22 protein-coding genes are annotated in these 21,766 nt (G+C 72.8%); 9 read left to right on the top strand and 13 right to left on the bottom strand.

All coding sequences use genetic code 11. The annotated features are described in order from the left end of the window. The first annotated feature begins 3 nt into the window (after positions 1–3). The gene (locus tag ABZW11_RS42215) at positions 4–861 is read left to right on the top strand and encodes a hypothetical protein (RefSeq protein ID WP_355430749.1); all 858 of its coding nucleotides are present in this window, start codon (positions 4–6) and stop codon (positions 859–861) included. A gap of 63 nt (positions 862–924) precedes the next feature. Here the strand turns inward: ABZW11_RS42215 and ABZW11_RS42210 are convergent, their stop codons facing one another. Further along, positions 925–2,079 (bottom strand): UDP-N-acetylglucosamine--N-acetylmuramyl-(pentapeptide) pyrophosphoryl-undecaprenol N-acetylglucosamine transferase, encoded by a 1,155-nt coding sequence (locus ABZW11_RS42210; RefSeq protein ID WP_355430746.1) that lies wholly within the window; start codon positions 2,077–2,079, stop codon positions 925–927. A 4-nt stretch (positions 2,080–2,083) separates the two neighbouring features. Continuing rightward, positions 2,084–2,992: a formylglycine-generating enzyme family protein gene (locus ABZW11_RS42205; RefSeq protein WP_355430744.1), complete on the bottom strand. Its 909-nt coding sequence runs from the start codon at positions 2,990–2,992 to the stop codon at positions 2,084–2,086. 123 nt (positions 2,993–3,115) lie between these two features. On the opposite strand from ABZW11_RS42205, the gene ABZW11_RS42200 reads away from it, so the two are divergent. Beyond that, positions 3,116–4,075, top strand: coding sequence for a Ppx/GppA phosphatase family protein (locus ABZW11_RS42200; RefSeq protein WP_355430741.1), 960 nt, complete (start codon positions 3,116–3,118; stop codon positions 4,073–4,075). Positions 4,076–4,151: 76 nt separating this feature from the next. Further along, positions 4,152–4,679: a hypothetical protein gene (locus ABZW11_RS42195; RefSeq protein WP_355430738.1), complete on the top strand. Its 528-nt coding sequence runs from the start codon at positions 4,152–4,154 to the stop codon at positions 4,677–4,679. A gap of 5 nt (positions 4,680–4,684) precedes the next feature. Here the strand turns inward: ABZW11_RS42195 and ABZW11_RS42190 are convergent, their stop codons facing one another. After that, positions 4,685–5,116, bottom strand: coding sequence for an ATP-binding protein (locus tag ABZW11_RS42190; RefSeq protein WP_355430735.1), 432 nt, complete (start codon positions 5,114–5,116; stop codon positions 4,685–4,687). Between the two features lie 92 nt (positions 5,117–5,208). Continuing rightward, entirely contained in the window at positions 5,209–5,754 is a 546-nt protein-coding gene (locus ABZW11_RS42185) for a TetR family transcriptional regulator (protein ID WP_355430732.1), read from the bottom strand. Positions 5,755–5,880: 126 nt separating this feature from the next. Here ABZW11_RS42185 and ABZW11_RS42180 point away from each other — a divergent pair, with 126 nt between their 5' ends. Then, positions 5,881–6,846, top strand: coding sequence for a GNAT family N-acetyltransferase (locus ABZW11_RS42180; RefSeq protein WP_355430729.1), 966 nt, complete (start codon positions 5,881–5,883; stop codon positions 6,844–6,846). Between the two features lie 40 nt (positions 6,847–6,886). Here ABZW11_RS42180 and ABZW11_RS42175 read toward each other — a convergent pair whose 3' ends face one another. The 6 genes from ABZW11_RS42175 to ABZW11_RS42150 all read right to left on the bottom strand — a co-directional run bounded on the left by ABZW11_RS42175 (position 6,887) and on the right by ABZW11_RS42150 (position 12,842). Next, the gene (locus tag ABZW11_RS42175) at positions 6,887–8,164 is read right to left on the bottom strand and encodes an AAA family ATPase (protein ID WP_355430726.1); all 1,278 of its coding nucleotides are present in this window, start codon (positions 8,162–8,164) and stop codon (positions 6,887–6,889) included. Beyond that, positions 8,161–9,588, bottom strand: coding sequence for a hypothetical protein (locus ABZW11_RS42170; RefSeq protein WP_355430723.1), 1,428 nt, complete (start codon positions 9,586–9,588; stop codon positions 8,161–8,163). The genes ABZW11_RS42175 and ABZW11_RS42170 overlap by 4 nt, the downstream gene beginning before the upstream one ends. Positions 9,589–9,634: 46 nt before the next feature. Continuing rightward, the gene (locus ABZW11_RS42165; protein ID WP_355430720.1) at positions 9,635–10,765 is read right to left on the bottom strand and encodes a hypothetical protein; all 1,131 of its coding nucleotides are present in this window, start codon (positions 10,763–10,765) and stop codon (positions 9,635–9,637) included. Next, the gene (locus tag ABZW11_RS42160) at positions 10,762–11,607 is read right to left on the bottom strand and encodes a hypothetical protein (RefSeq protein WP_355430717.1); all 846 of its coding nucleotides are present in this window, start codon (positions 11,605–11,607) and stop codon (positions 10,762–10,764) included. The genes ABZW11_RS42165 and ABZW11_RS42160 overlap by 4 nt, the downstream gene beginning before the upstream one ends. A gap of 66 nt (positions 11,608–11,673) precedes the next feature. Beyond that, complete coding sequence (locus tag ABZW11_RS42155) at positions 11,674–12,375, bottom strand: class I SAM-dependent methyltransferase (protein WP_355430714.1); 702 nt, start codon at positions 12,373–12,375, stop codon at positions 11,674–11,676. Between the two features lie 32 nt (positions 12,376–12,407). Further along, positions 12,408–12,842 (bottom strand): ATP-binding protein, encoded by a 435-nt coding sequence (locus ABZW11_RS42150; RefSeq protein ID WP_355430711.1) that lies wholly within the window; start codon positions 12,840–12,842, stop codon positions 12,408–12,410. Positions 12,843–12,997: 155 nt separating this feature from the next. On the opposite strand from ABZW11_RS42150, the gene ABZW11_RS42145 reads away from it, so the two are divergent. Continuing rightward, positions 12,998–14,815, top strand: coding sequence for a glycoside hydrolase family 15 protein (locus ABZW11_RS42145; protein WP_355430708.1), 1,818 nt, complete (start codon positions 12,998–13,000; stop codon positions 14,813–14,815). Between the two features lie 51 nt (positions 14,816–14,866). On the opposite strand, the gene ABZW11_RS42140 is transcribed toward ABZW11_RS42145, so the two are convergent. Then, a complete protein-coding gene (locus ABZW11_RS42140) occupies positions 14,867–15,751 on the bottom strand; it encodes a LysR family transcriptional regulator (protein WP_355430705.1) in 885 nt (294 codons plus the stop codon). Between the two features lie 70 nt (positions 15,752–15,821). On the opposite strand from ABZW11_RS42140, the gene ABZW11_RS42135 reads away from it, so the two are divergent. Beyond that, positions 15,822–16,553 (top strand): SDR family oxidoreductase, encoded by a 732-nt coding sequence (locus tag ABZW11_RS42135; RefSeq protein ID WP_355430702.1) that lies wholly within the window; start codon positions 15,822–15,824, stop codon positions 16,551–16,553. A gap of 8 nt (positions 16,554–16,561) precedes the next feature. Here the strand turns inward: ABZW11_RS42135 and ABZW11_RS42130 are convergent, their stop codons facing one another. Then, positions 16,562–16,687, bottom strand: coding sequence for a hypothetical protein (locus tag ABZW11_RS42130; RefSeq protein WP_355430699.1), 126 nt, complete (start codon positions 16,685–16,687; stop codon positions 16,562–16,564). 154 nt (positions 16,688–16,841) lie between these two features. Here ABZW11_RS42130 and ABZW11_RS42125 point away from each other — a divergent pair, with 154 nt between their 5' ends. After that, positions 16,842–18,872, top strand: a complete 2,031-nt coding sequence (locus tag ABZW11_RS42125) for a SpoIIE family protein phosphatase (protein ID WP_355430696.1) — start codon at positions 16,842–16,844, stop codon at positions 18,870–18,872. On the opposite strand, the gene ABZW11_RS42120 is transcribed toward ABZW11_RS42125, so the two are convergent. After that, a complete protein-coding gene (locus ABZW11_RS42120; protein WP_355430693.1) occupies positions 18,869–19,474 on the bottom strand; it encodes a PadR family transcriptional regulator in 606 nt (201 codons plus the stop codon). The two genes, ABZW11_RS42125 and ABZW11_RS42120, sit on opposite strands and share 4 nt — an antisense overlap. Before the next feature lie 207 nt (positions 19,475–19,681). Here ABZW11_RS42120 and ABZW11_RS42115 point away from each other — a divergent pair, with 207 nt between their 5' ends. Both ABZW11_RS42115 and ABZW11_RS42110 read left to right on the top strand, forming a co-directional pair. Further along, entirely contained in the window at positions 19,682–20,836 is a 1,155-nt protein-coding gene (locus ABZW11_RS42115; protein WP_355430690.1) for an inositol-3-phosphate synthase, read from the top strand. A gap of 94 nt (positions 20,837–20,930) precedes the next feature. Beyond that, the coding region (locus tag ABZW11_RS42110; RefSeq protein ID WP_355430688.1) for an SCO3242 family prenyltransferase at positions 20,931–21,766 on the top strand (836 nt) is incomplete at its 3' end.

Raw genomic sequence — 21,766 nt, 5'->3', positions numbered from 1 at the left:
AGTGTGCCGCCCGACGACGCCCAGCTGCTCAGGGAAAGCCGCCGGGTCCTGCTCAAGATGCGGGCCGGCTGGGTGCCCGAGCCCCGGCCGCACGTTCCCGGCCGGCGGGTCCGCACCGCGATGTCCGTCGGCACGGTGGTCCTCCTCGGCCTGATGCTGGGCCTCGGCGCCCTGCGCATCGGCGTCAACCTGCTGCTGCTCGTCGTGCTCGGCATCCCGCTCGTCATCGTGCTGTTCGCGCGCAACGACCTGACCGAGGACGAGGAGGCCGACTACGAGCGGGAGGTCTACGAGCAGCTGCGCTGGTACGAGGGCCGCTACGTGCTCGCCGGCGACCTCGACGAGTCGGCCGCCCGCCTGCTGGAACGTGCCCAGCGCGCCACCGCCACCGTGACCGGCTCCCGCGTCAACACCGACGGGCTGCTCGACGACGTGCGCAACGCCGTCATGCTGCCCGCCCAGGAGTGGGAGATCGCCCGGCTGCTGGGCAAGCTGTCGGCCCTGCGCACCAAGCACAGGGAGACCGTCTCGCAGGGCCTCACCCCCGAGGTGGCGGCCGTGGCCGAGCCGCTCGCCCGCGCGCTCGACAACAGCGAGGAGGCCGTGCTCGCCCGGGTGGAGGCACTCGAACGCTACGCCGCCAGCGTCATCGAGGCCGAGCGCGCGTACGTGGCCCACCACCAGATCGAGGAGCTGCGCGGGCGCATGCACCAGTACGAGGAACTGGTGGCCGAGACGGGCGCCGACGGGTTCGCCGTGCCGGAGCTGGAGCGCCTGGCAGCGGACGCCGACCGGCTGGAACAGGCGCTGAGGCGGAGCGTCAGCTCCGCCCGCGAGGCGTTCCGCGCCCTCGACCCGTGACCCGCGAGCCGGCCCTGGGCGTGCGCACGGACATGGGCGCCCGAGCCCGATCGCACGGGCTCGCTAGCGCTGGCTGTAGACGCCGGGAGCGCCGTGGGCGGCGGTCTCCAGCAGCAGGTCGCACAGCACCTCGGCGGCGTCGAGGCGGCCCAGCTTGGCCGCCGCCTGCCCCATCGTCTGCCGCAGCCCGGGGTCGGCCAGCAGCGGCATCAGCTCGGCCAGCAGCATCTCGCCCGTGGGACGCGGCTCCAGCAGCGCCCGCGCCGCCCCCGCCGAGGCCAGGTAGCCGGCGTTCTTGCGCTGCTCGTCACCGCCGGTCGGGATGAGCGGGATCAGCACCGACGGCTTGCCGATGGCGGTCAGCTCCGACACCGTGCCCGCCCCGCTGCGCGAGATCACCACGTCGGCCGCGGCGAACAGGTCGGCCAGCTCGCTGCCGACGTACGGCACCGGGTGGTAGCGGTCGGCCAGGTCGGGGGGCAGCGGCACGGCCCGCATCTGGTCGATCCAGGCGGGGCCGCACTGGTGCACGATCTGCGCGTGCGGCAGCAGCCGCGGCAGGATCTCCGCGATCAGCGTGTTGATCTGCTTGCTGCCCTGCGCGCCGCCCGTCACGTAGATCAGCGGCACCTCGAACGTCAGCCCGAACAGGTCGTAGGCCGCCGCCCGGTTGCCCTGCAGCAGCTCGGGCCTGATCGGGTTGCCCGTCACCACGGCCTTCTTGCGGGCCGAGGCGGGCAGGTGGTCCAGCGACGACTCGTGTGACAGCGCGATGCGGGTCGCCAGCCGCGACAGGATGCGGTTGGCCAGGCCCACCACGGTCGTCTGCTCGTGCATCACCAGCGGCCTGCGGATCAGCTTGGCCGCCACCCCGATCGGCACCGCCACGTAACCCCCCGTCGACAGCACCACGTCGGGCAGGTAGCGGGCGGCGTGCCCGACCGCCTGCAGGACCCCGATCGGGATGCGGAACACGTCGGCGATGTTGGTGCCCAGCTCCTTGAGGTTGGGGCGGCGGCGCAGCTTGCCCGTGGTGATCGCCTTGAACGGGATGCCGTGCTCGGCCGTGATGCGGGCCTCGAGACCGTTGGCGGTGCCCACCCAGAGCACGTCGTGCGGCACCTGACGTCGCTGGACGGCCGACAGGGTCGTCAGGGCCGGATAGGTGTGACCACCGGTGCCGCCGCCGGTGATCAACAGTCGCAGGGTTCGTGACATGGGCTCAGACTATGGCCGCGCAGCGGAAGCCGGTGTGCCCGGTGGACGAGTCGGGCGTGTTCGACGTGCGCGCCGCCACCCGGTAGCGGTTGCAGTAGGAGTCGTGGCACATGTACGAGCCACCCCTGATCACCTTCGCCGTGCCGCCGGCCGGTCCGAGCGGGTTGTCGGCGTACGGCCGCCACTCGGTGCCCCACCAGTCGGCCGTCCACTCCCACACGTTGCCGGCGACGTTGTAGAGCCCGTAGCCGTTCGGCTGGAACGACTTGACCGGCATCGTCCCCTTGCTCGGCGCGGTCGGGAAGCGGCCCTGCCAGATGTTGCAGCGCGGCCGGCCGTTCGGGGCCAGCTCGTCGCCCCACGGGTAACGCCTGCGCTCCAGCCCGCCCCTGGCCGCCATCTCCCACTCGGCCTCCGTGGGCAGCCGCTTGCCGGCCCAGGTGGCGTACGCGACGGCGTCGTTCCACGACACGTGCACGACGGGGTGGTTCTGGCGGTTCCCGATCGATGAGCCGGGGCCCTCGGGGGAGCGCCACGTGGCGCCCTCGACGCCGACCCACCAGGGTGCGCCGGGCACGCTCGCGTCCATCGCCCCGGCGGAGGCGAACTGGGCGAACACGAACGACCAGCCGATCCGCTCGGCCTCCGTCACGTAACCGGTGTCCTTGACGAACGTGGCGAACTGCGCGTTCGTCACGCAGGCCGGGTCGATGAGGAACGGATCCACGCGTACCTCGCGCACCGGCCCCTCGCCGTCCTCGGGCCGGCCGTCCGGATCGTCGCCGCCCATGAGGAACGTTCCGCCGGGAATGCGTACCATCCCGCGCAGCACGGGCTTCCTGCGGGTGATCTGGACGGCTTCCTGGTACGGCCCGGCGGAGCCCTCCCTGCTCGGGCCACAACAAGCGCTCAAAGGTCCCCCAAACGTGTCATGCCATCAGGAAGGGTAGTGCCTGGAGCGTGCCCGCGATCACGCGGCCGTCCTGGTCGCCGGCCGGGTGACTTCGCGAAAGCCGCGGGACGGTAGCGTTTCCCCATGCGACTCGGCGTGCTGGACATCGGTTCGAACACCGTCCATTTACTGGTCGTGGACGCCCACCGCGGCGCCAGGCCGATGCCCGCCTACTCCCACAAGGACGAGCTGCGCCTGACCGAACACCTCGACCAGGACCAGAACCTGGGCCCCGAGGGCGTCGAGCGGCTCGGCGGCTTCGTCGAGGAGGCCGTGCGCATCGCCGAGGACAAGGGCGTGGAGGACCTGCTGTGCTTCGCCACCTCCGCCGTACGCGAGGCCGCCAACGGCGAGCAGGTGCTGGCGGAGGTCGAGCGGCGCTGCGGCGTGCACATCGCGGTGCTGTCGGGGCCTGACGAGGCCAGGCTGACGTTCCTGGCCGTGCGGCGGTGGTTCGGCTGGTCGTCGGGGCGGCTGCTGGCCCTCGACATCGGCGGCGGCTCGCTGGAGATCGCCGCGGGCGTGGACGAGGAGCCCGACGCCGCCGTCTCGCTGCCGCTCGGGGCCGGGCGGCTGACCCGTGACTGGTTCACCGCCGACCCGCCCTCCGCCGAGGAGGTGCGGAGCCTGCGCAGGCACGTACGCGCCGAGATCGCCCGCACGGTCGGCGACGTCATGCGGTACGGCCGCCCCGACCGCGCCGTCGCCACCTCCAAGACCTTCAAGCAGCTCGCCAGGATCGCCGGCGCGGCGCCCTCCGGCGAGGGCCCTTACGTCACCCGCTCGCTGTCCCGCCAGGACATGGCCGACTGGGCGGGCAAGCTCACCACCATGGAGGCGGCCGCGCGGGCCCGCCTGCCGGGGGTGTCGCAGGGGCGGGCCGCGCAGCTCGCCGCGGGGGCGCTGGTGGCGGACGCGGCGATGGACCTGTTCGAGGTGGACCGGCTCGACGTGTGCCCGTGGGCGTTGCGCGAGGGGGTGATCCTGCGGCGGCTCGATCTCCTGCCGGGGTGGCCTGCGCAGCTCGACGGCGGGTCGAAGTAAGCCCGATCTATCTTCAATTTATGGCATAAAGCACTGGTGGGCGGGCATTGTCCGGCAAATGATGACAGTGCTCGGCTTGATCGGGACCCTGACGGTCGTCCTCATCCTCATCGTCCTCGCGGTGCTGCTCATCTCGGCGGTCGCCATGCTCGTGCTGCTCGGGCTGGCCGCCTCGATGGCCCGCTGGCGCACCGCCCGCCTCCGACTCCACCGCCTGCTCCACTCCCACTCCACAACCCGCCCTGCCGCCCGCCCTGCCGCCCGCCCTGCCGCCCGCTCTGCCGCCCGCTCTGCCCACGCACCGGGGCCGCAGCCCTCCGCAGAGGAGGTGGCGGCGACGGCTACGGCGCCACCGTCCGAGCCGGCGGCAGGCTCGGACGCGGGGCCGGGAACGGCGTCCCCGTCGAGGCCGGATGCGGCGCCCGGACGGGAGGCGAAGCCGGTCGCGGCGGGTCATTCGAGCGCGGGGGCCGGGCTAAAGCTGAAGTTGTGCGGGGAGGGGGTGCCCGAGCGCAGGCGGGCCACGCTCAGCCGGCACGCGCCCAGCATCCGCCGCCGGCTCCGTCTGGGGGAATCCGAGAAGAGCGTGTCCGGCCGGAGGTGAGGGGGTCAGGTCGCGGTCAAGTGCTGGCCGGCCGCGCCGGGCGCGTAACGCAGGCGCTTCTCCAGGCACACGACCGCGCCGTGCTCGCGCCGGTTGGTGAAGCGGACGTCGTCGGCGAGTGCGCGCATGATCTGCATGCCGCGCCCGTGCTCGGAGTTCTGGTCGGGGTCGAGCATCTTGCGCGGGTCGAAGCCGTTGCCGGTGTCGACCACTTTGATCACGCACAGGTGGTCGTGGACGGACGCGCTGACGGTGTAGTCGTCGCTGGGCCCCGCGTGCTTGATGACGTTCGAGCACGCCTCGGTGAGCATCAGCTCGATGTCGTCGCGTACTTGTGGCTCGACGCCGAGTGAGCGCAGTGTGCCGTCCAATAGCTGCCTGATCAGCGGCACGCTCGCCGCATCCCTGGGCAATCGGAGCGCTATCGTAGCCTCCACCACGTCTCCTCCCAACATGGATGCGTGACGAGCCACTGCCCCGAAATTCCCGCCCCAATCGTCCGTATAGGCAGAGTCAGGCCCGGAACCGCTCAGGTCTCCAGCAGCCGGAGCGCCACCTCGACGGTCGCCTGGTGGATCTCCTCCTCCGACAGCCCGTCCTCGTCCATCAGCCACTTGCCGGAGTGCAGTGCGAACAGCGCCAGCGAGTGACTGACACGCTGGGTGGCGGTCGCACCGGGCTCGGTGAACTCCGACGCCAGCTCCATCAGCCGCTCGCGGATCCTGATCAGGGTCGGGTGGTCGCGCAGCGCGGTCTGGTTGCGCTCAAGGAAGTGGGCGATGCCGTGGTGGCGGGTGGCGCGCACGCCGGCGGCGTACCGCTCGACGAACTCGCGGCGCGTCCGCGCCGTCCTCGGCCGGCTCCGCACCCAGGCGAGCAGCTCCTCCAGCTCGCTCAGCCGCTGCTCGACCAGGCTGGCGACGATGTCGTCCTTGGTCTTGAAGTGGTAGTAGAGTGCGGCCTTCGTCACCCCGAGCTCCTCGGCGATCTCGCGCAGCGAGGTCGCTTCGTACCCTTGCTCCGTGAAGCGCCGCAGGGCGATCTCCTGGATCCGGGATCGGGTGTCTTCGCGCACCTCTGCACCTTTTCGACTTGACGGCCGGTAAGTCCGGCCTCATTCTACGGGCGGCCCGGCCCGCCTCCGGCCGACCGCGCGGAAAAGGAGAGGCGGTTCAGGAGCAGGTTCGGGACAATCGGCACCATGCACACCATCAGGCGGCCCCGGCTGGACGATGCCGCCGGCATCTTCGAGCTCGTCTGCGCGTACAACACGGAGGTCATCGGCGAGCCCGACACCACGCTCGCCGACATCGAGGACGAGCTGGTCGAGCCCGGCTTCGACCGCGACAAGGACGGCTGGCTCGCGCTCACGCGGGACGGGCGGGCCGACGGGTACGCCTGGGTCTGCCGCACAGGTGACAGCGACCTGGTGGACGTCGAGGTGATCGTCCGCCCCGGCCTGCCCGGCCTGGCGGACGAGCTGTGGCCGCTGGTGCTGCGCCGCGCCGCCGAGCTGGGGGCCGAGCTCGGGCACGACAGCCTCACGCTGCACCTCGGCGTCTACCGTGACGACGTCCGCAAGCAGGCCGGCGTCCGCGAGCTGGGCTTCGAGCCAGGCACCTGCTTCCACCGCATGCGCATCGACCACGACGGGCCGCTCCAGGCTCCTGACGTGCCCGAGGGCGTCACCCTGCACACGGGGGAGAGCGAGGAGGCGCGGCGTGCGGCGCACGCGGTGCAGCAGGAGGGGTTCGCCGAGCACTTCGGGTTCGTCCGGCTCGGCTACGAGCAGTGGTACGAGCGCCGCCAGGCCATGTCCGTCACCGACTGGTCGCAGCTCACGCTGGCCCGCGTGGACGGCGTCCCGGCGGCGGTGGTCATCGGCAACGACCAGTTCGTGACCGACGAGGACTGCGGGTACGTCGCCACGCTCGCCGTGCTGCCCGCCTTCCGCGGCAGGGGGCTCGGCAGGTTCCTGCTGCGGCACGCGTTCGCCGCCGACGCCGCCCGCGGCCGCAAGGGCACGCTCCTGCACGTCGACTCCAACAACACCACCCCGGCGCTCGGCCTGTACGAGTCGGCCGGCATGCGCCCGGTCCTCGTCGTCGACGTCTGGCGCCGCAGCCTGACCTCGGAACCGGCCACGGGAGCATCCGCACCCGCATAAGGCCGCGCTCAGACGCCGGCCGCCGGCTCCGGCCTCGCGCTCAGACGCGGTGCCTGGCCAGGTGTTCCAGCACCGACTGGTTGGCCTCCCAGCCGTCGGGGAACTTCACCGGCACCCCGAGCTGCACCGGTTCGGCCGACGGGTGCGCGTCGAGCAGTTCGGCGATGCCCGCCCTGGCCACCACCACGCAGGCGTGCCGGTGCCGGGATGCCAGCACGCACAGCCGCCCCGACTCCAGGTGGAAGGCCGTAGCGTCGCGGCGGCCCGACAGCGGGTGCAGCACGATGGTGACGTCGTACTCGCGGCCCTGCAGCCGGTTCGCGGTGTCCACGGTGATCTCGGGCGGCAGCCCGGCGGCGCGGATGGCGGCCACCTGGTCGCGATGCGCCGCGCCGACCGCGATCCTGTCGGCCGTCACGGGCCGCTCGCCCTGCTCCGAGCCGGCCACCGCGCCGCGCTGCAGCAGCCGCTCGGCCAGCAGCGCCACCGCCTGCACGGCCTCGCCGTCGGTGCGTACGGTGTGCCGGTTCGGCAGCTCGAGCAGCGCCCACCCCGACCGCGCCGCCTCCTCCAGCGCCCGGTCATGCACGGTGCCCATGCCGCCGGTGGACAGCTCAAGCCACCGGTCGCCCTCGCCGGTGCCCGAGCGGAACCCGGTGAACGGGTAGAACGCCCGCGACACGACCGGCGCCGCGGAGGCGGGCAGCCGCCACGACACCGGCAGCCGGTGCACGGGCAGGTCGGGATTGTGCCGCAGCAGCACCGAGACCGCGCTCTGCAGCGGGTCCCACGACAGGCCGGACCAACGGTCGCCGTCCACGATCGAGAACGGGTCGAGCTGCCCGGGATCGCCCACGAACAGCGCCCGCTCGAACAGCCCCGCGATGCGCAGCAGCTTGTCCGAGCGCATCTGGTACGCCTCGTCCACGATCGCCCACGGCCACACCCGATCGCCGATCCACGCCCACTTGTCGGCGGTGGCGATGACGATGTCGGGGTCGCCGAGGTCCTGGATGCGGGTGCCGACGCGGACGCCGGGCAGCTCCAGCATGCGCAGCGGCGGGACGTACCCGCTCGCCGACAGCCGGCCCACGCTCAGGTGGGGGTGGTTGGCGGAGATCCGCGCCACCAGGTCGTCGACCTGCTCGTTGGTCTGGGCGACGATCATCAGCGGCTCGCCGGTGGCGGCGATGTGAGCGGCGGCGCGTACGACGAGGGTGGACTTGCCCGCGCCGGGCGGCGAGTCGACCACCACGCCGCGGTGCCGGGGCAGGTCGGCCAGGACGTTCCTGATGACCTGCTCGGGGCTGTCGGTCACGACCAGTCCTCCTGGGCGTCCTCGTCGTCGGGCACGTATTCCTGCGGCGGGCCGCCGTGCGTCCACGGCGTGGCCTCGGCCTCGGGCAGGGCGGGTGAGCCCTGGAAGTCGTCGGTGAGCGCGGTGTAGCAGACCCGCTCGCCCAGCTCGGGCACCGCGCCGGGCGCCGGGGTCTTGCCCCTGCCCATGCCCTTGGTGATCTTGAGGGTGACCAGGCCCTGGGCGGCCTCCACCAGCTCGGCGCCCTGGCCGCGGCGCTGCGGGGTGCCGAGGGAGGTGCCGGGCGGCAGGCGTACGGGATCGTCGGTCTTGATCACCACCAGCGGGCGGAGCTTGCGCGAGCGGCCCTCGCCCTCGGTGTTGTCGGGCACCGTCTCGACCACCTCGCCGGCGAACGCCTCGCCGGTCAGGCGGTACTCGGCCATGACGAGGGGGTCGTCGTAGGCGCGCTGCACGTCGTAGGCGGCCTGCGCGCGCTCCATGCGGGCCAGCTTGGCCGCGGCGGCCACCGCGCCGTCGCGGCGGGGCTGCGGCGGCGCGCCCTCGGCGATGTGCACGGCCATGCCGCTGAACGAGCCGCGGTCCTGCTCCCACCGCTGCGCCACGCTCGCGCCCTCCGGCAGCCCGGCCAGCAGGTCGATCGCCTGCCACATCAGCCGCCAGGTGGGCTCAAGTTGGGTGCGCAGCGCCTCGGTGATGCGCTCGGGCGACTCGCTCTCGATCGCCGGCGCGAGCACCTCGGCGTCGAACCCGGGGTCGGTGGCGGGCCCGGCCGGCGGCCAGATCAGCGGGTCCTCGGCGTCGTCGCTCGGCCCGGTGGTGATCCAGCCGAGCAGCGCGGCCAGGTTGGCGTCCTCCAGGGAGCTCTGCCCGCTGGCCCAGTGGCGGCCCAGCTCCTCCGTCGCGGCCAGCATCAGCGAAGAGCCGGGGTACGCGGCCCGCTCCCCGAGATAGGTCAGCCACCGCCCGAGCAGCGGCACCGAGTCCGGCACCGGGTAGGGCCCGTCGGCGCGGCGGAACCGGGTCGAGCGGCCGAGCAGCCGGGTGAACGCCACGCCGGCCGGGTTGGGCACGATGACCTGCGGCGCGTCCAGCGCCCGCTCGTAGGGGTCGGCGTTCCTGCGCTCGACCGTCTCGGTGTCGTGCAGGAACCCCTCGATGTGCGGCAGCAGCACCCCCGCCACCTCGGCCGCCCACGCGAAGCGCAGGTCGCGGTTGCGCGGCTGGGTCACCACGAGCAGCCTCGGCCGGTCGCGCTCGGTGCCGAGCATGGCGGCCAGCGGCGCGGCGGCCTCGCCCGACAGCTTCAGCGGGATGAACACCATGGGCCGCTCGGACAGGTGGCAGTGCCTGACGGTCGCGACGGGCTGCGCGATGCCCTCCTGGAGGGCCCGCAGCCGGGCGAGCGAGGTCAGCAGGCTCATGCCGGGCTCTCCCGCGGAGGAGCCTGGCCAGGCGGCGGGATCGGGTTCACGTCAGGCACTCTCTGCGCAGGCGTTCGGCGTTGCGGAGCAGGCGGGCGATCTCCTCCTGCCCCTCGGCGGGGTCGAGCGAGCCGTCGGCGAGACCGAGCACCTCGGTGACCGAGCCCACCCCGCCCAGCTCGTCGCGCACCTGCCGGCCGAGCAGGTCGGACGCCCCCTCCTGGCGGGCCTCGTCGCGGCAGAAGAAGCACAGGTCGCAGGTGGACAGGCAGTCGGGCGCGTAGCGGGCGGTGGTCCTGCGCAGCGCGTCGGCCAGCTCGGCCACCGGCCTGGTGGGCCGGCCGTCCTCGCCGGGCCGCAGGTCGAAGCTGAGGTCGTCGGGCAGGTCGGCGAGCAGCCGGTCGAGGGTGGTCATACGGGTGAGCTGGCGGCGCAGCACGGCGAGCTGCCTGCGCACGTCGACCAGCGAGGCGACCGGCCGGTTGGCGAAGTTCTCCGGGCAGACCAGCACCACATCGTGCGAGACCTTGAGCGGGTCGTGGCCCAGCTCCTCCAGCAGCGTGCGCAGCGCCAGCACGTAGACCGCCGCCTGCCGGGCCGCCGCCGCGACCGCCGCGGGGTCGGCCTGCCCGTCGATCACCGCGAACGACTTGATCTCCACGATGTGGAAGCGCCCGCCGAGCTGGAAGGCCACCACGTCGGGCTCCAGGTAGGCGGTGTGGCCGGCGATGTCGAGGGTGAGCAGCGGATGGTCGTAGAGGGTGCCGGCGTCGTGCTCGTCGCGGGCGGCCCGGTCGATCAGCGTCCTGGTGTGGGCGTGGCGCAGGTGGGCGCCGACGTTCTCCACGTCGTGGTAGGCGACCTCGGCGACGGGCAGGCCGAGCAGCTCGCGCAGCATGCGCAGCAGCTCCGCGCACCCGTCGGCCTTCACCTGCGCCTCGAACATGTTGCCGCGCGTGATCGCGAACGGCGACTGCCCGAACGGCGCGGGGAAGCCCAGGTGGCGGGCGGCGGCGTCTTTGTCGATGCCGGCGCCGTCCATCAGGGCCCGGCGGGCGCAGCCGGGGTTGGCGGCCAGGGCCGCGATGGCGCGGGCGTCGTGCGGCTGCTGCGGTGTGGTGCCCCGCAGCGCCTCCAGGCGGTGCACGTGGTCGCCCTCGCGCTTCAAGCCGCTCACTTGGCGTTCTCCTTCTTGATCGTGCTCAGCGTAGCGGCGCCGAACAGCCTGGCGGCGTCACCGAGCTGCGCGGCGGCGCGTTCTGCCAGCTCAGCGCGGTCCCGCGTGTCGCGATCTTCGTGGACGCGCAGCTCGGCCTGGGCCGCGCGGGCCACCCGCTCGGGGTCGGGCGGGCCCAGCGTGCCGTCCGTGGCGCCGGGGATGTTGCGCGCCATGCGCAGCAATAAGCGGCTGCCCCTCTCGGCATCCGGCTCAGCGCCCTGCCCTCGCTCCCTGTTCGCCTGCTCGCGGGCCACCGCGATGGCGCAGGTGAGGAAGTCGACGCGGGGGCTGAGCGGGCCGACCACGCGCCGCTCCAGCGGCCAGGTGCTCAGCGTGAGCAGGCCGCGGGCGGGGGAGAGGCGGTCGGTGAGCGCGGCGCACAGATAGTACGGCCGCCCGAACGGCGTGGCGCGGAACGAGCGCTCCTCGTCCCTGCGCAGGCTGGTGAGCTGGCCGCTGCGGATGGTGCCACCGAAGAACGCCTCGCTGACGGCCACGATGAGCCGCGGCTGGGCGGCGGCACCGAGCAGCCGCAGCCCCTGGTGCACCTGCTCGCGCACGGTGACCAGGCGCGGCGGCTCCTCCTTGGCGCGCCCCTTGACGGGCCCCTTGGCGGGATCCTCGGCGGGCTCTTCGGTATGCGTGGCGCCGCACACCAGGGCGTCCCAGGCGCGCTCGGCGCTGCGCAGCTCGGCCCGCAGCACTCGCGCGGCGGCGCCGTCCCTGGCGCGCATCGCCTTGCGCACCCCCGCCCGCAGCTCGTCGATCCGCCGTTCGAGATCGTCCAGCCGGTCACTCATGGCGCGACTTTACCAACAGTCCCAGCATTTTCCAGTAAATATGGAAGATCGACGCCTTGGTGTGATCTACGCCGTAAAGGCGACCGCCCAGGTGCGGTCCTCGGTGAGGAACCGGTCAAGGCGCAGCCCCTCCGCCGCCAGTTCCAAGGCCAGGTCGTCCTCCGTCAGCCGCAGCGACTCGAACGACTGCGTCCAGACCGTCCTGGCGCCGTCCTTGACGTGGGTGTATTCCATGGTCGCGGCCGAGACACCGGGCCTGACCACCTCGTGCGCCGACATCATGATCGTGACGTCGCCCTCCTTGCGGTTCGTGCCGGTCTTCCAGCGGTCCTGCGCCTCGGCGGGCATCCACTGGAGGACCACAGCGCCGCTCTGCTCGACGCCGCCGGGCTTCACGTGCCGGGCGCAGGCGGCGATCATGGCGCGCCGCGCGGCGTCGTCCACGGTGTTGACGAGCTGCGAGGCCAGCACGACCGTGTCGAAGCGCTCGCCGAGCCGCAGGTCCTCGACGCGGGACAGGACGGTCCGCGCGCCCCGCACGTGGGCCAGCATGTCGGGCGACTCGTCCACGGCGACCACCGTGAAACCGCGCTCGACCAGCGGGTGCGTCACGCGTCCCACGCCGCAGCCCAGCTCGAGGATCGAGCCGCCGGGCGGCGTCACCCCGGCGATGACGCCGGGCTCGGCGCCGGCGCGCAGCAGGGTGTAGAAGTCGACCGGGGATCCGTCGGGAGTGATGGGGCCGGGGCCCGTGCCAGATTGTCGCATGGTCAGAACCTAACCCCCGGGTACGACGAAGATCAGCCCCCTACCCGCTGCGGCCGGGTGCCGTTGCGGGCCGGCGCGCGCGGGTCGTGGTGGACGTACAGGCTGAGCAGCGAGCCCTCGTCGGTCTGCTCCACCGTCACCGCGTCGCACAGATACTGGATCACCCACAGGCCGTAGCCGTGCGAGGCGGTCTGGTCGAGGCTCGCGGCGGCGAGATGAGCGCGGGTGAGCAGTCCCGCCACGTCGAGCACCTGCACCATCACCCCGTCGGGCAGGCCGCGGGCGGTCAGCACGCCGGCCTTGCCGCCGTGGTCCAGCACGTTCGTGACGGCCTCGTTGGTGGCCAGCACGAGATCTTCGACGCGTCGCTCGGGCAGGCCGCAGTACTGACCGTGCAGGCGCACCATGTCCCTGATCAGGCCGAGGTCGGCCGAGATCGGGCACCGCAGTTCGAACTCCAAAGGCATGTCATCCTGCCCGCCGAGGGCCGGGAGGTTCCGCGGGCGACGTGGCTCCTTTCCCGGAAGAAGACCGCCAAACCATGAGAAAGGTCTGAGGGCCTTTGACGTGCCCCTACCTGCGGCAGAGCCGCGTCTGACGGGCGGCGGCGTACGTTGGTGGCATGCAGGCACCCGGCGGCGACGCCCGATACCTGCCGATCGGCGAGCACGGACTGATCGGCGACCTGCGGACGGTCGCGCTCGTGGGCACCGACGGCACGATCGACTGGTACTGCTGCCCCAGCTTCGACGCCCCCAGCGTCTTCGCCTCGATCCTCGACGCCGACCGGGGCGGCTCCTTCGACCTGTGCGCCGACGTGCCGGCCACGACCAAGCAGTTCTACTTCCCCGACACCAACGTGCTGATCACCCGGTTCTTCGCCGACGACGGCGTGGGGGAGATCCAGGACTTCATGCCCGTGGCCGAGGACTCGGGCGAGGCCGACCGGCACCGGCTGATCCGCCGGGTCTCCTGCGTACGCGGCCGCATCCCGTTCCGGGCCCGGGTGTCGCCCCGCTTCGACTACGCCAGGCAGCCCCACGTCGTCACCCGCGAGGCGGGCGTCGTCACGTTCGCCTCGCCGTCGCTGGCGCTCTCGCTGACCTCCAGCGTGCCGCTAGAGACCGACGAGCACGACGCCTGGGCGGCCTTCGAGCTGAGCGAGGGCGAGCATGCCGTCTTCGCCCTCGACAACATGGCGCCGGGGGTCGCGCCGCGCGGCTGCCCGCTCGGTGAGGCGGAGGCCGAGTTCACCGCGACCGTGCGGTTCTGGCGCCGCTGGCTGTCGGCCTCGCGCTACCGTGGCCGCTGGCGCGAGGTGGTGCACCGCTCGGCGCTGACGCTCAAGCTCCTCACGTACGCGCCGACCGGCGGCATCGTCGCCGCCCCCACGACGAGCCTGCCGGAGCGCATCGGCGGCGGGCGCAACTGGGACTACCGGTACGTGTGGATCCGCGACGCCGCGTTCTGCGTCTACGCCCTGCTCAGGCTCGGTTTCACCGAGGAGGCGGAGGCGTTCATGAGCTTCCTGTCCGAGCACATCAAGGCGAACCGCGACCGCCGCGCGGGCCCCCTGCAGATCATGTACGGCATCGACGGCCGCCCCGACCTGCCCGAGGAGGAGCTGCACCACCTGGAGGGCCACCGCGGCTCGGGGCCCGTGCGCATCGGCAACGCCGCCGCCGAGCAGCTCCAGCTCGACATCTACGGCGCCCTCATCGACTCCATCTACCTCTACAACAAGTGGGGCGACCCGATCTCCAGCGACCGCTGGGAGGAGGTGTGCAGGCTCGTCGACTGGTTGTGCGACAACTGGGACCAGCCGGACGAGGGCATCTGGGAGACGCGCGGCGGGCGCAAGAACTTCGTCTACTCGCGGCTCATGTGCTGGGTGGCGATCGAGCGGGCGATGCGCATGGCCGCCCAGCGCGGCCTGCCCGCCGACACGCCGCGCTGGCGGCGCACCCGCGACACCATCTACCGCGACATCATGCGGCACGGCTGGCGGCCCGACCTGGGCGCCTTCGTGCAGCACTTCGACGAGGACGTGCTGGACGCCTCGATCCTGATGATGCCGCTGGCCAAGTTCGTCTCGCCGACCGACCCCAAGTGGCTGTCCACGCTCGACGCGCTCGGCCGCGGGCTGGTCTCCGACTCGCTGGTCTACCGCTACGACCCCGAGGTCAGCCCCGACGGGCTGGAAGGGCCCGAGGGCACGTTCTCGATCTGCTCGTTCTGGTACGTCGAGGCGCTGTCGCGGGCCGGCCGCCTCGACGAGGCCAGGCTGGCGTTCGAGAAGATGCTCACCTACGCCAATCACCTGGGCCTGTACGCCGAGGAGATCGGCCACAACGGCGAGCAGCTCGGCAACTTCCCGCAGGCCATCACCCATCTCGCGCTCATCAGCGCGGCCTTCAACCTCGACCACGCGCTCGGCTAGTGGCTTGGCTCGAATTGTCGAGCGCGTCATTGGTTCGCCGTCCGGTGCCCGTCATTCTGCCTCCAGGTCTGATCTCGACGGTGGCCGTGAGGGCGTCGCCTTGCCCGCCACGGCGGCGGCCGCGCGGACGAAGGCGGCCAGGGCTGGGGAGGTGGCGTGCTCGGGCCAGGCGAGGACGAGCGTGCTGGGCTCGGCATCATCGACGGGGACAGCGACCAGGTCGTCGCGGAGCTGGCCGCGGATGGAGGAGGGGAGGACGGCGACCATGCGGCGCAAGGCGATGAGGTGGAGAAGCTGCCCGAGGTCGTGGACCTCGGGTCCGGGTGAGCCACCCTCAGATGCGCCCGGCCAGCGCGGCAGGGGCTCCCCGGCGAGGTCGTTCAGGCAGACCCGGGTACGGCCCGCGAGGCGATGCGAACTCGGCACCACGAGAAGTTGAGTCTCGGTCAGGAGGTCCTGGGTGTCCAGGCCGGTGAGGTCGTGGTGGGGGCGGTGGAGCAGGGCGGCGTCGGCACGACCCTCCCGCAGGAGGATCTCACGCTCGCCGAAGCTGCACACCAGCTCGACCGGCAGCGCACCCGGCTCAGCCTGGTAGGCGTCGAGGATCGCGGGCAGCAGGCCGCCGTCGCCGCCCGGCTTGATGACCAGGACCAGACGCGGGTCGGCGCGGCCGGCCCGCCGGGTGCGGCGCGCCGCGGCCGACGCGGCGTCGAGCACCGTACGGCTCTCGCGGAGCAGGACGGCCCCCGCCTCGGTCAGTACGACCCGGCGACTGCCGCGTTCCAACAGGGCTACGCCCAGCCGTCGTTCGAGCTGCTGAATGGCGCGGGAGAGCGGCGGTTGGGCCATTCCCAGCCGGGCGGCCGCCCGGCCGAAGTGCAGTTCTTCGGCGACAGCGGTGAAGTAGACGAGCTCGCGGACCTCCAGTCTTTCCATACCCGCACGGTATCGCTGCGCACCTGATCGGTGTTGGAACTCCCGGCCGCCCCCGTGGTGGGCTGACCGCATGACAGAAACCACGACTGCCCTGGTCACCGGTGCCAACAAGGGCATCGGGCGCGAGGTCGCAGCCCGGCTCGCCTCGCTCGGCACGAACGTCCTGCTGGCCTCGCGCGACCCGCACCGCGGTGCGGCAGCCGCAGCCGACCTGGGCCCGCGGGTGTATCCGGTCACCCTGGACGTCACCGACCGCGCCGGCGTCCTATCCGCCGCCCGCTGGATCGAGGAGCGCTTCGGCCGGCTGGACATCCTGGTCAACAACGCCGGCATCTCTGGCGACGTCGCCGCCCAGAGCCCAAGCAGTGTCGAACTGCCCGCTGTGCGCGAGGTGTTCGAGACCAACGTGTTCGGCGTGATCAGTGTGACCACCACGATGTTGCCGCTGCTCGCCCGCTCCCCCGCCGCCCGGATCGTCAATGTCAGCAGTGGACTGGGCTCCATCGCCCGGATGACCGATCCCGAGGACTACTTCACCACCCGGCCCCCGTTGGTCGCGTACGCCCCGTCCAAGACCGCACTCAACTCGCTGACCGTGCAGTACGCCAAGGAACTGCGCAGCCGCAACATCCTGGTCAACGCCGCCGATCCGAGGCCGTGCGCGACCGACCTCACCACCGCGTTCCCCGGCCTCACCCGCACCGCGGCCGACGGCGCGGCCGTGGTCGTCCGGCTCGCCACGCTGCCCGATGACGGGCCGACCGGCGGCTTCTTCGACGAGCACGGCCCGGTTCCCTGGTGAGCCGCCTGTCAGGGAACCGAGGGACGGGGTGGTGGGGTCAGCCCGGACGGGATGGGCGAGCCGGAGACCGCGCCGGCGCCCGACGGTGCCTCGCCTTCGCGGGGCGTGAGGTTGAGCGGCCCGAACTCGTCCACACAGACCACCCGGCCGTCGGTCGACCCGACTAAGGATCCGAGCCAAGCCACTGGCCGGCAGGCCGTAAAGCACCGGCCAAAGATCCGTCATCGCAGGTCAGCGTGGGTATGCTGAGCGATTGGGGCTGGTTCGTCACCGGACCTGAGGGGGGACATGGCGGCGCCTGACAGCATCCTGGGAGCGGGGGCGAAGAAGTCGCCGGCCCTCTTCGTGGTCGACGCCGCGGGCACCGTGATCGGATGGACGGCGCCCGCCGGGGAGCTCACCGGCTACCGGTCAGAGGAGATCGTGGGCCGGTCGGGACGCCTGCTGCTCATGCCCGGCAGGAGCAACCTGTGGAGCGGCCGGCTCCACGACAAGGAGCGCTGGCACGGCCTGGCGGAGCTGCGTCACCGCGACGGCGACCGGCTGCTCGTCAGGGTCGAGGGCGCCCGGCTGGCGACCAGGCTGGCCGGGCACGCGTGGCTGCTGTCGGCGGTGCCGGCCGACGAGGACCTGTCGGGCAAGACGGGTTCGCTGCTGGAGTCGCTGATCAACAGCTTCCCCGTGGCGATGGCCATCTGGGATCGCGAGCTGCGCTGCGTGTGGCGCAACGCCGAGGCGGAGCGGCTCACCGAGGGCTTCCCCTACTACCGCACCGGCCAGTCGATGGCCGACCAGATTCCGGGGCGGGACAACGGCACCCTCCTGGAGGTCATGCGCAGGGTGCTCAAGGACGGCGTGCCCGTCATCGATCGCGAGTCCCGGTGGACCTCGGCCGACCATAACGAGGAACGCATGCTGTCGACGTCCATCTCCCGCCTCGACGGCGTGGACGGCCGGCCGCTCGGCGTGTGCACGCTGGTGCTCGACGTCACGGACAGCCGCGCCCGCGACCGCCTGCACCTGCTGCGCGAGGCGAGCATCAGGGTCGGCACCACGCTCGACGTGCGCAGGACCGCGCAGGAGCTGGCCGACCTGGCCGTGCCCGCGCTGGCCGACTTCGTCAGCGTGGACCTCGGTGAGTCGGTGCTGCCCGACACCCTGCCGATGCAGCGGCTGGCGACGCGGGCGCGCGTCCCCGCCTTCCGCAGGGCCGGGCTCGCGTCGGTGCACGAAGGCATTCCCGAGGCGCGGTGGGCGCTGAACGACGTGGTGTTCATCCGGCCGCCGTCGCCGTTCTCCGACGTGGTGGTCACCGGCGAGACGCACTTCGAGCCCTTCATCGACTTCTCTCCCGGCACCTGGATCGACAGGGACGTCGAAAGGGCCAGGCTGATGCGGGCGACGGGCATGCACACGATGCTCATCGTGCCGCTCAAGGCGCGCGGCGACGTCCTGGGCGTCACCGTGTTCGCCCGTACCGACAACCCGCGGCCGTTCACCAGGGACGACCTCATGCTCGCCGAGGAGCTGGCCGCCAGGGCGGCGCTCAGCCTGGACAACGCCCGCCGGTACACCCGCGAGCGCACCACCGCGCTCGCCCTGCAGCGCGACCTGCTGCCGCGCGGGCTGAGCGGCGGCGAGTCGGTGGAGGTGGCCTCCCGCTACCTGCCGTCCGACGTGCACGACGGCGTCGGCGGCGACTGGTTCGACGTCATCCGGCTGCCGGACGGCCGCGTCGCGCTGGTCGTCGGCGACGTGACGGGGCACGGCATCAACGCCGCCGCCACCATGGGCCGCATGCGGACGGCCGTGCGCACGCTGGCGTACGTGGGGCTGCGCCCGCACGAGGTGCTCACGCACCTCGACCGGCTCATCGTCCGGCTGAGCGATGAGGAGGACGACAGCCCCCACGACCCCACGGGCGCCACCTGCCTGTACGCCGTGTACGACCCGGCCACCCGCCGCTGCGTGATGTCCACGGCCGGGCATCCGCCGCCCGCGCTGCTGCTCCCGTCGGGCGAGGTGTGCTTCCCGCGGATCCCCAGCGGCACCCCGATCGGCGTCGGCCTCGGCGCCTTCGAGTCGCTGGAGCTGGAGCTGGAGCCGGGCACCGTGCTCGCCCTCTACACCGACGGCCTCATCGAGACCCGCTCCAGCGACCTCGACGTCGGCATGCGGCGGCTCGGCGACGCACTCATCCGGGCGACGCAGGCCCGGGTGACGCCGCTGGAGCGGCTGTGCGAGTCGGTGATCTCCTCGGTGCTGGGCGACACTCCGGCCGAGGACGACATCGCCCTGCTGACGGCCAGAACCCGCTAGCCGGGCTCGTCGAGCACCTCGGCGAGCAGGCCCTCGTTGAGGGTGGCCGACCAGGTCAGCTCGCCCGACTCCAGCCGGGTGACGAGCCGCCTGACCCAGGCCAGCTCGGCCTCGCTGAGCGTGCGCTCGTAGTCGAGCTCGACCGTGAGGACCTCGGGCAGGCCGGAGGCGCGCAGCGCGTCGAGGTGGGCGTTGAGCCCGGCCAGCGCGCCCTCCAGGGACGCCGCTCGCGTCTGCAGGGACCGCAGCGCGTCGGGCACCGGCAGCACGCCCATGAGGGAGACGGCCGCGGTGAAGGTGCGGCGTTCGGCGCCCGGGCTCTCCAGCAGGGAGCGCAGCCGGGTGGCCAGCTCGCGGCGGCCCTCGCCGGTGATCTGGTAGACCGTGCGCTCGGGGCGGCGGCCCTGCCTGCTGGTCTCGACGGGGACGATCAGCTCCTGGCCGGCCAGCTTCTCGACCGCGTGGTAGAGGCTTCTCGGCAGGCCCGTCACATAGTCCTTGTGCGTGTCGACGATGAAGCGGTGCAATTCGTAGGGGTGGGCGGGGCGCAGCGAGAGCATGGCCAGCACGGTCAGGCCGACCAGGTCGGGACGTCGTGCCATTCTTCCCCCTCGCTTCCCCCTCGCGTCATCGTGCGATGAGCACTTTAGCCGAGGCCCCACCTGATAGTGCACGTTGCCATATGGGATGACCGCAGGAAAACTGAACAAGCTTCGGTTTCTGCTTGATCGGCGGCGCATTACGGCGCATTCTCATCACGGGAGCCCGATCATCCCCACGCGAACCGATGCCACGCCGGAGGAGAGCGCATGAGAACGGGAGCATGGCTGATCGGAGCACGCGGCTCGGTCGCCGTCACCAGCATGATCGGCGCCCTGGCCGTCAGGGCGGGCCTGACGGGGCCCACGGGATGCGTCCTCGAATCGCCCGCGCTGCGCGACCGCATCCGCCCGGGAATCGGCGACCTTGTGTTCGGCGGGCACGACGTCACCTCGGTGCCGCTCGACAAGAAGGCCGCCGAGCTGGCCGCCGCGGGCGTGGTGCCCGCGGCGCTCGTCGCGGCCGTGCAGGAGGAGCTGTCGGTCATCGAGCAGCAGGTACGGCCGCTGCCCTCGGCCGCCACCCAGGTCGCAACCCAGTCCGAGACCGCCGCCGCCATCGGCGCCGACCTCGACCGCTTCCGCCGCCGCCACGACCTCGACCGGGTCGTCGTCGTCAACGTCTCCACCACCGAGCCCGCCCCGCCGCCGCACCCCGCGCACGCCGGCCTGCCGGAGCTGCGCGCCGCGCTCGGACAGCCCGGCGCCGTCCTGCCGTCCAGCGCGCTGGCCGCCTACGCCGCCTTCCAGGCCGGCTGCCCGTACGTCGACTTCACCCCGTCCACCGGGGCCCGCCTGCCCGCGCTCGACGCTCTCGCCCGCGAGCGCGGCCTGCCGTACGGCGGGCACGACGGCAAGACGGGGGAGACGCTCGTCAAGTCCGTGCTGGCGCCCATGTTCGCCCAGCGCAACCTGAAGGTGCGCACCTGGTCCGGCGTCAACCTGCTGGGCGGCGGCGACGGGGCCAACCTCGCCCGCCCCGGAGCCAACGCCGCGAAGGCCGCGAGCAAGCAGCGCGTCCTCGCCGAGACCCTCGGGTACGCCCCCCAGGGCGAGACCCGCATCGACTACCTGGAGGACCTGGGCGACTTCAAGACCGCCTGGGACCTCGTCACGTTCGAGGGCTTCCTCGGGACCACCATGCGGATGGAGTTCACCTGGCACGGCTGCGACTCCGCGCTCGCCGCGCCGCTCATCCTCGACCTGACCCGCCTCACCGCCGCCGCCCACCGGCGCGGGCGGACGGGCGCCCTGCCCGAGCTGGCCTTCTTCTTCAAGGACCCGCTGGGCGACGTCCCGCACGGGCTGGCCGAGCAGTGGCAGGCCCTGTGCGCCTTCATCGACACCCTGGACTCCGGCCGGTGACCTTGCCTCGGCGGGGAGGCGGGTGTGAGGTCGGCGTATCGGCCGGGCCGATGAAAGGGCCGGTGAAAGGGCCGGTGAAAGGGGCTTGACGATGATGAGACTCCGGGACCTGGCCGAGCTCGTCCGCGCGCCCGCCGCGCTGTCGGTGCCGGGCGACGTGATCGCCGGAGCCGCCGCCGGCCGGGCGCTGGGCCCTGCTACGGCCGGGCTGGCCTGCTCGTCGGTCTGCCTGTACTGGGCGGGGATGGCGGCCAACGACTGGGCCGACCGTGACCTCGACGCGGCCGAGCGCCCCGAGCGGCCGATACCGTCCGGCCGGGTGCGCCCGGGGGAGGCGCTGGCCGTCGCCGCCGGCCTCACGGCCGCGGGCCTCGCCGTGGCGGGCCTCACCGGCGGCCGCCGCGCACTGGCGATCGCCGCCCCGCTCGCGGCCGCGGTCTGGACGTACGACCTCGCCGCCAAGAACACCCGCGCGGGCCCCCTGCTGATGGCCGTGTGCCGCGGCCTGGACGTCCTCCTGGGCGCCACATCGAGCCCCGCACCGGCCCGCCCGCCCGCGCCACCGGGCCGCTCACCCACCATCCCGGCCCGCGCGCCCGCGCCACCGGGCGGCTCGCCCGCGCTGCCGGGCCGTTCGCTGGTCGGGGCGCTGCCGGCCGCTTTGACCATCGCCGCGCACACGTACCTGCTCACCGAGTTGTCGCGCGCCGAGACCACCGGCACCACCCCCGCCCGCCCCGCGACCACCCTGGCCGCCACCCTCGCCCTGGCCACCACGGTCGCCGTCCCGCCGGCGTCCCCAGCGCCGGCGTCGGGGCCGGCGCAGGGGCCGGCGCAGGGGCCGGCGCAGGGGCCGGCGCAGGGGGCGCTGGCGGGATGGTACGCCGTGCAGTTCGGCAGGTCACAGGCCCGGGCGGTGGCGGAGCCGTC

It is taken from the genome of Nonomuraea sp. NPDC004580, from assembly GCF_040609855.1.
In the GTDB taxonomy this organism is placed as follows: Bacteria; Actinomycetota; Actinomycetes; order Streptosporangiales; family Streptosporangiaceae; genus Nonomuraea; species Nonomuraea salmonea.
This window is presented reverse-complemented; position numbering and strand designations above follow the sequence as displayed.

Coding starts and splice junctions, on each gene's coding strand:
- ABZW11_RS42210 (WP_355430746.1), bottom strand. CDS start 2,079: ATGTCACGAACCCTGCGACTGTTGATCACCGGCGGCGGCACCGGTGGT.
- ABZW11_RS42200 (WP_355430741.1), top strand. CDS start 3,116: ATGCGACTCGGCGTGCTGGACATCGGTTCGAACACCGTCCATTTACTG.
- ABZW11_RS42180 (WP_355430729.1), top strand. CDS start 5,881: ATGCACACCATCAGGCGGCCCCGGCTGGACGATGCCGCCGGCATCTTC.
- ABZW11_RS42170 (WP_355430723.1), bottom strand. CDS start 9,588: ATGAGCCTGCTGACCTCGCTCGCCCGGCTGCGGGCCCTCCAGGAGGGC.
- ABZW11_RS42160 (WP_355430717.1), bottom strand. CDS start 11,607: ATGAGTGACCGGCTGGACGATCTCGAACGGCGGATCGACGAGCTGCGG.
- ABZW11_RS42155 (WP_355430714.1), bottom strand. CDS start 12,375: ATGCGACAATCTGGCACGGGCCCCGGCCCCATCACTCCCGACGGATCC.
- ABZW11_RS42150 (WP_355430711.1), bottom strand. CDS start 12,842: ATGCCTTTGGAGTTCGAACTGCGGTGCCCGATCTCGGCCGACCTCGGC.
- ABZW11_RS42145 (WP_355430708.1), top strand. CDS start 12,998: ATGCAGGCACCCGGCGGCGACGCCCGATACCTGCCGATCGGCGAGCAC.
- ABZW11_RS42140 (WP_355430705.1), bottom strand. CDS start 15,751: ATGGAAAGACTGGAGGTCCGCGAGCTCGTCTACTTCACCGCTGTCGCC.
- ABZW11_RS42135 (WP_355430702.1), top strand. CDS start 15,822: ATGACAGAAACCACGACTGCCCTGGTCACCGGTGCCAACAAGGGCATC.
- ABZW11_RS42125 (WP_355430696.1), top strand. CDS start 16,842: ATGGCGGCGCCTGACAGCATCCTGGGAGCGGGGGCGAAGAAGTCGCCG.
- ABZW11_RS42120 (WP_355430693.1), bottom strand. CDS start 19,474: ATGGCACGACGTCCCGACCTGGTCGGCCTGACCGTGCTGGCCATGCTC.
- ABZW11_RS42115 (WP_355430690.1), top strand. CDS start 19,682: ATGAGAACGGGAGCATGGCTGATCGGAGCACGCGGCTCGGTCGCCGTC.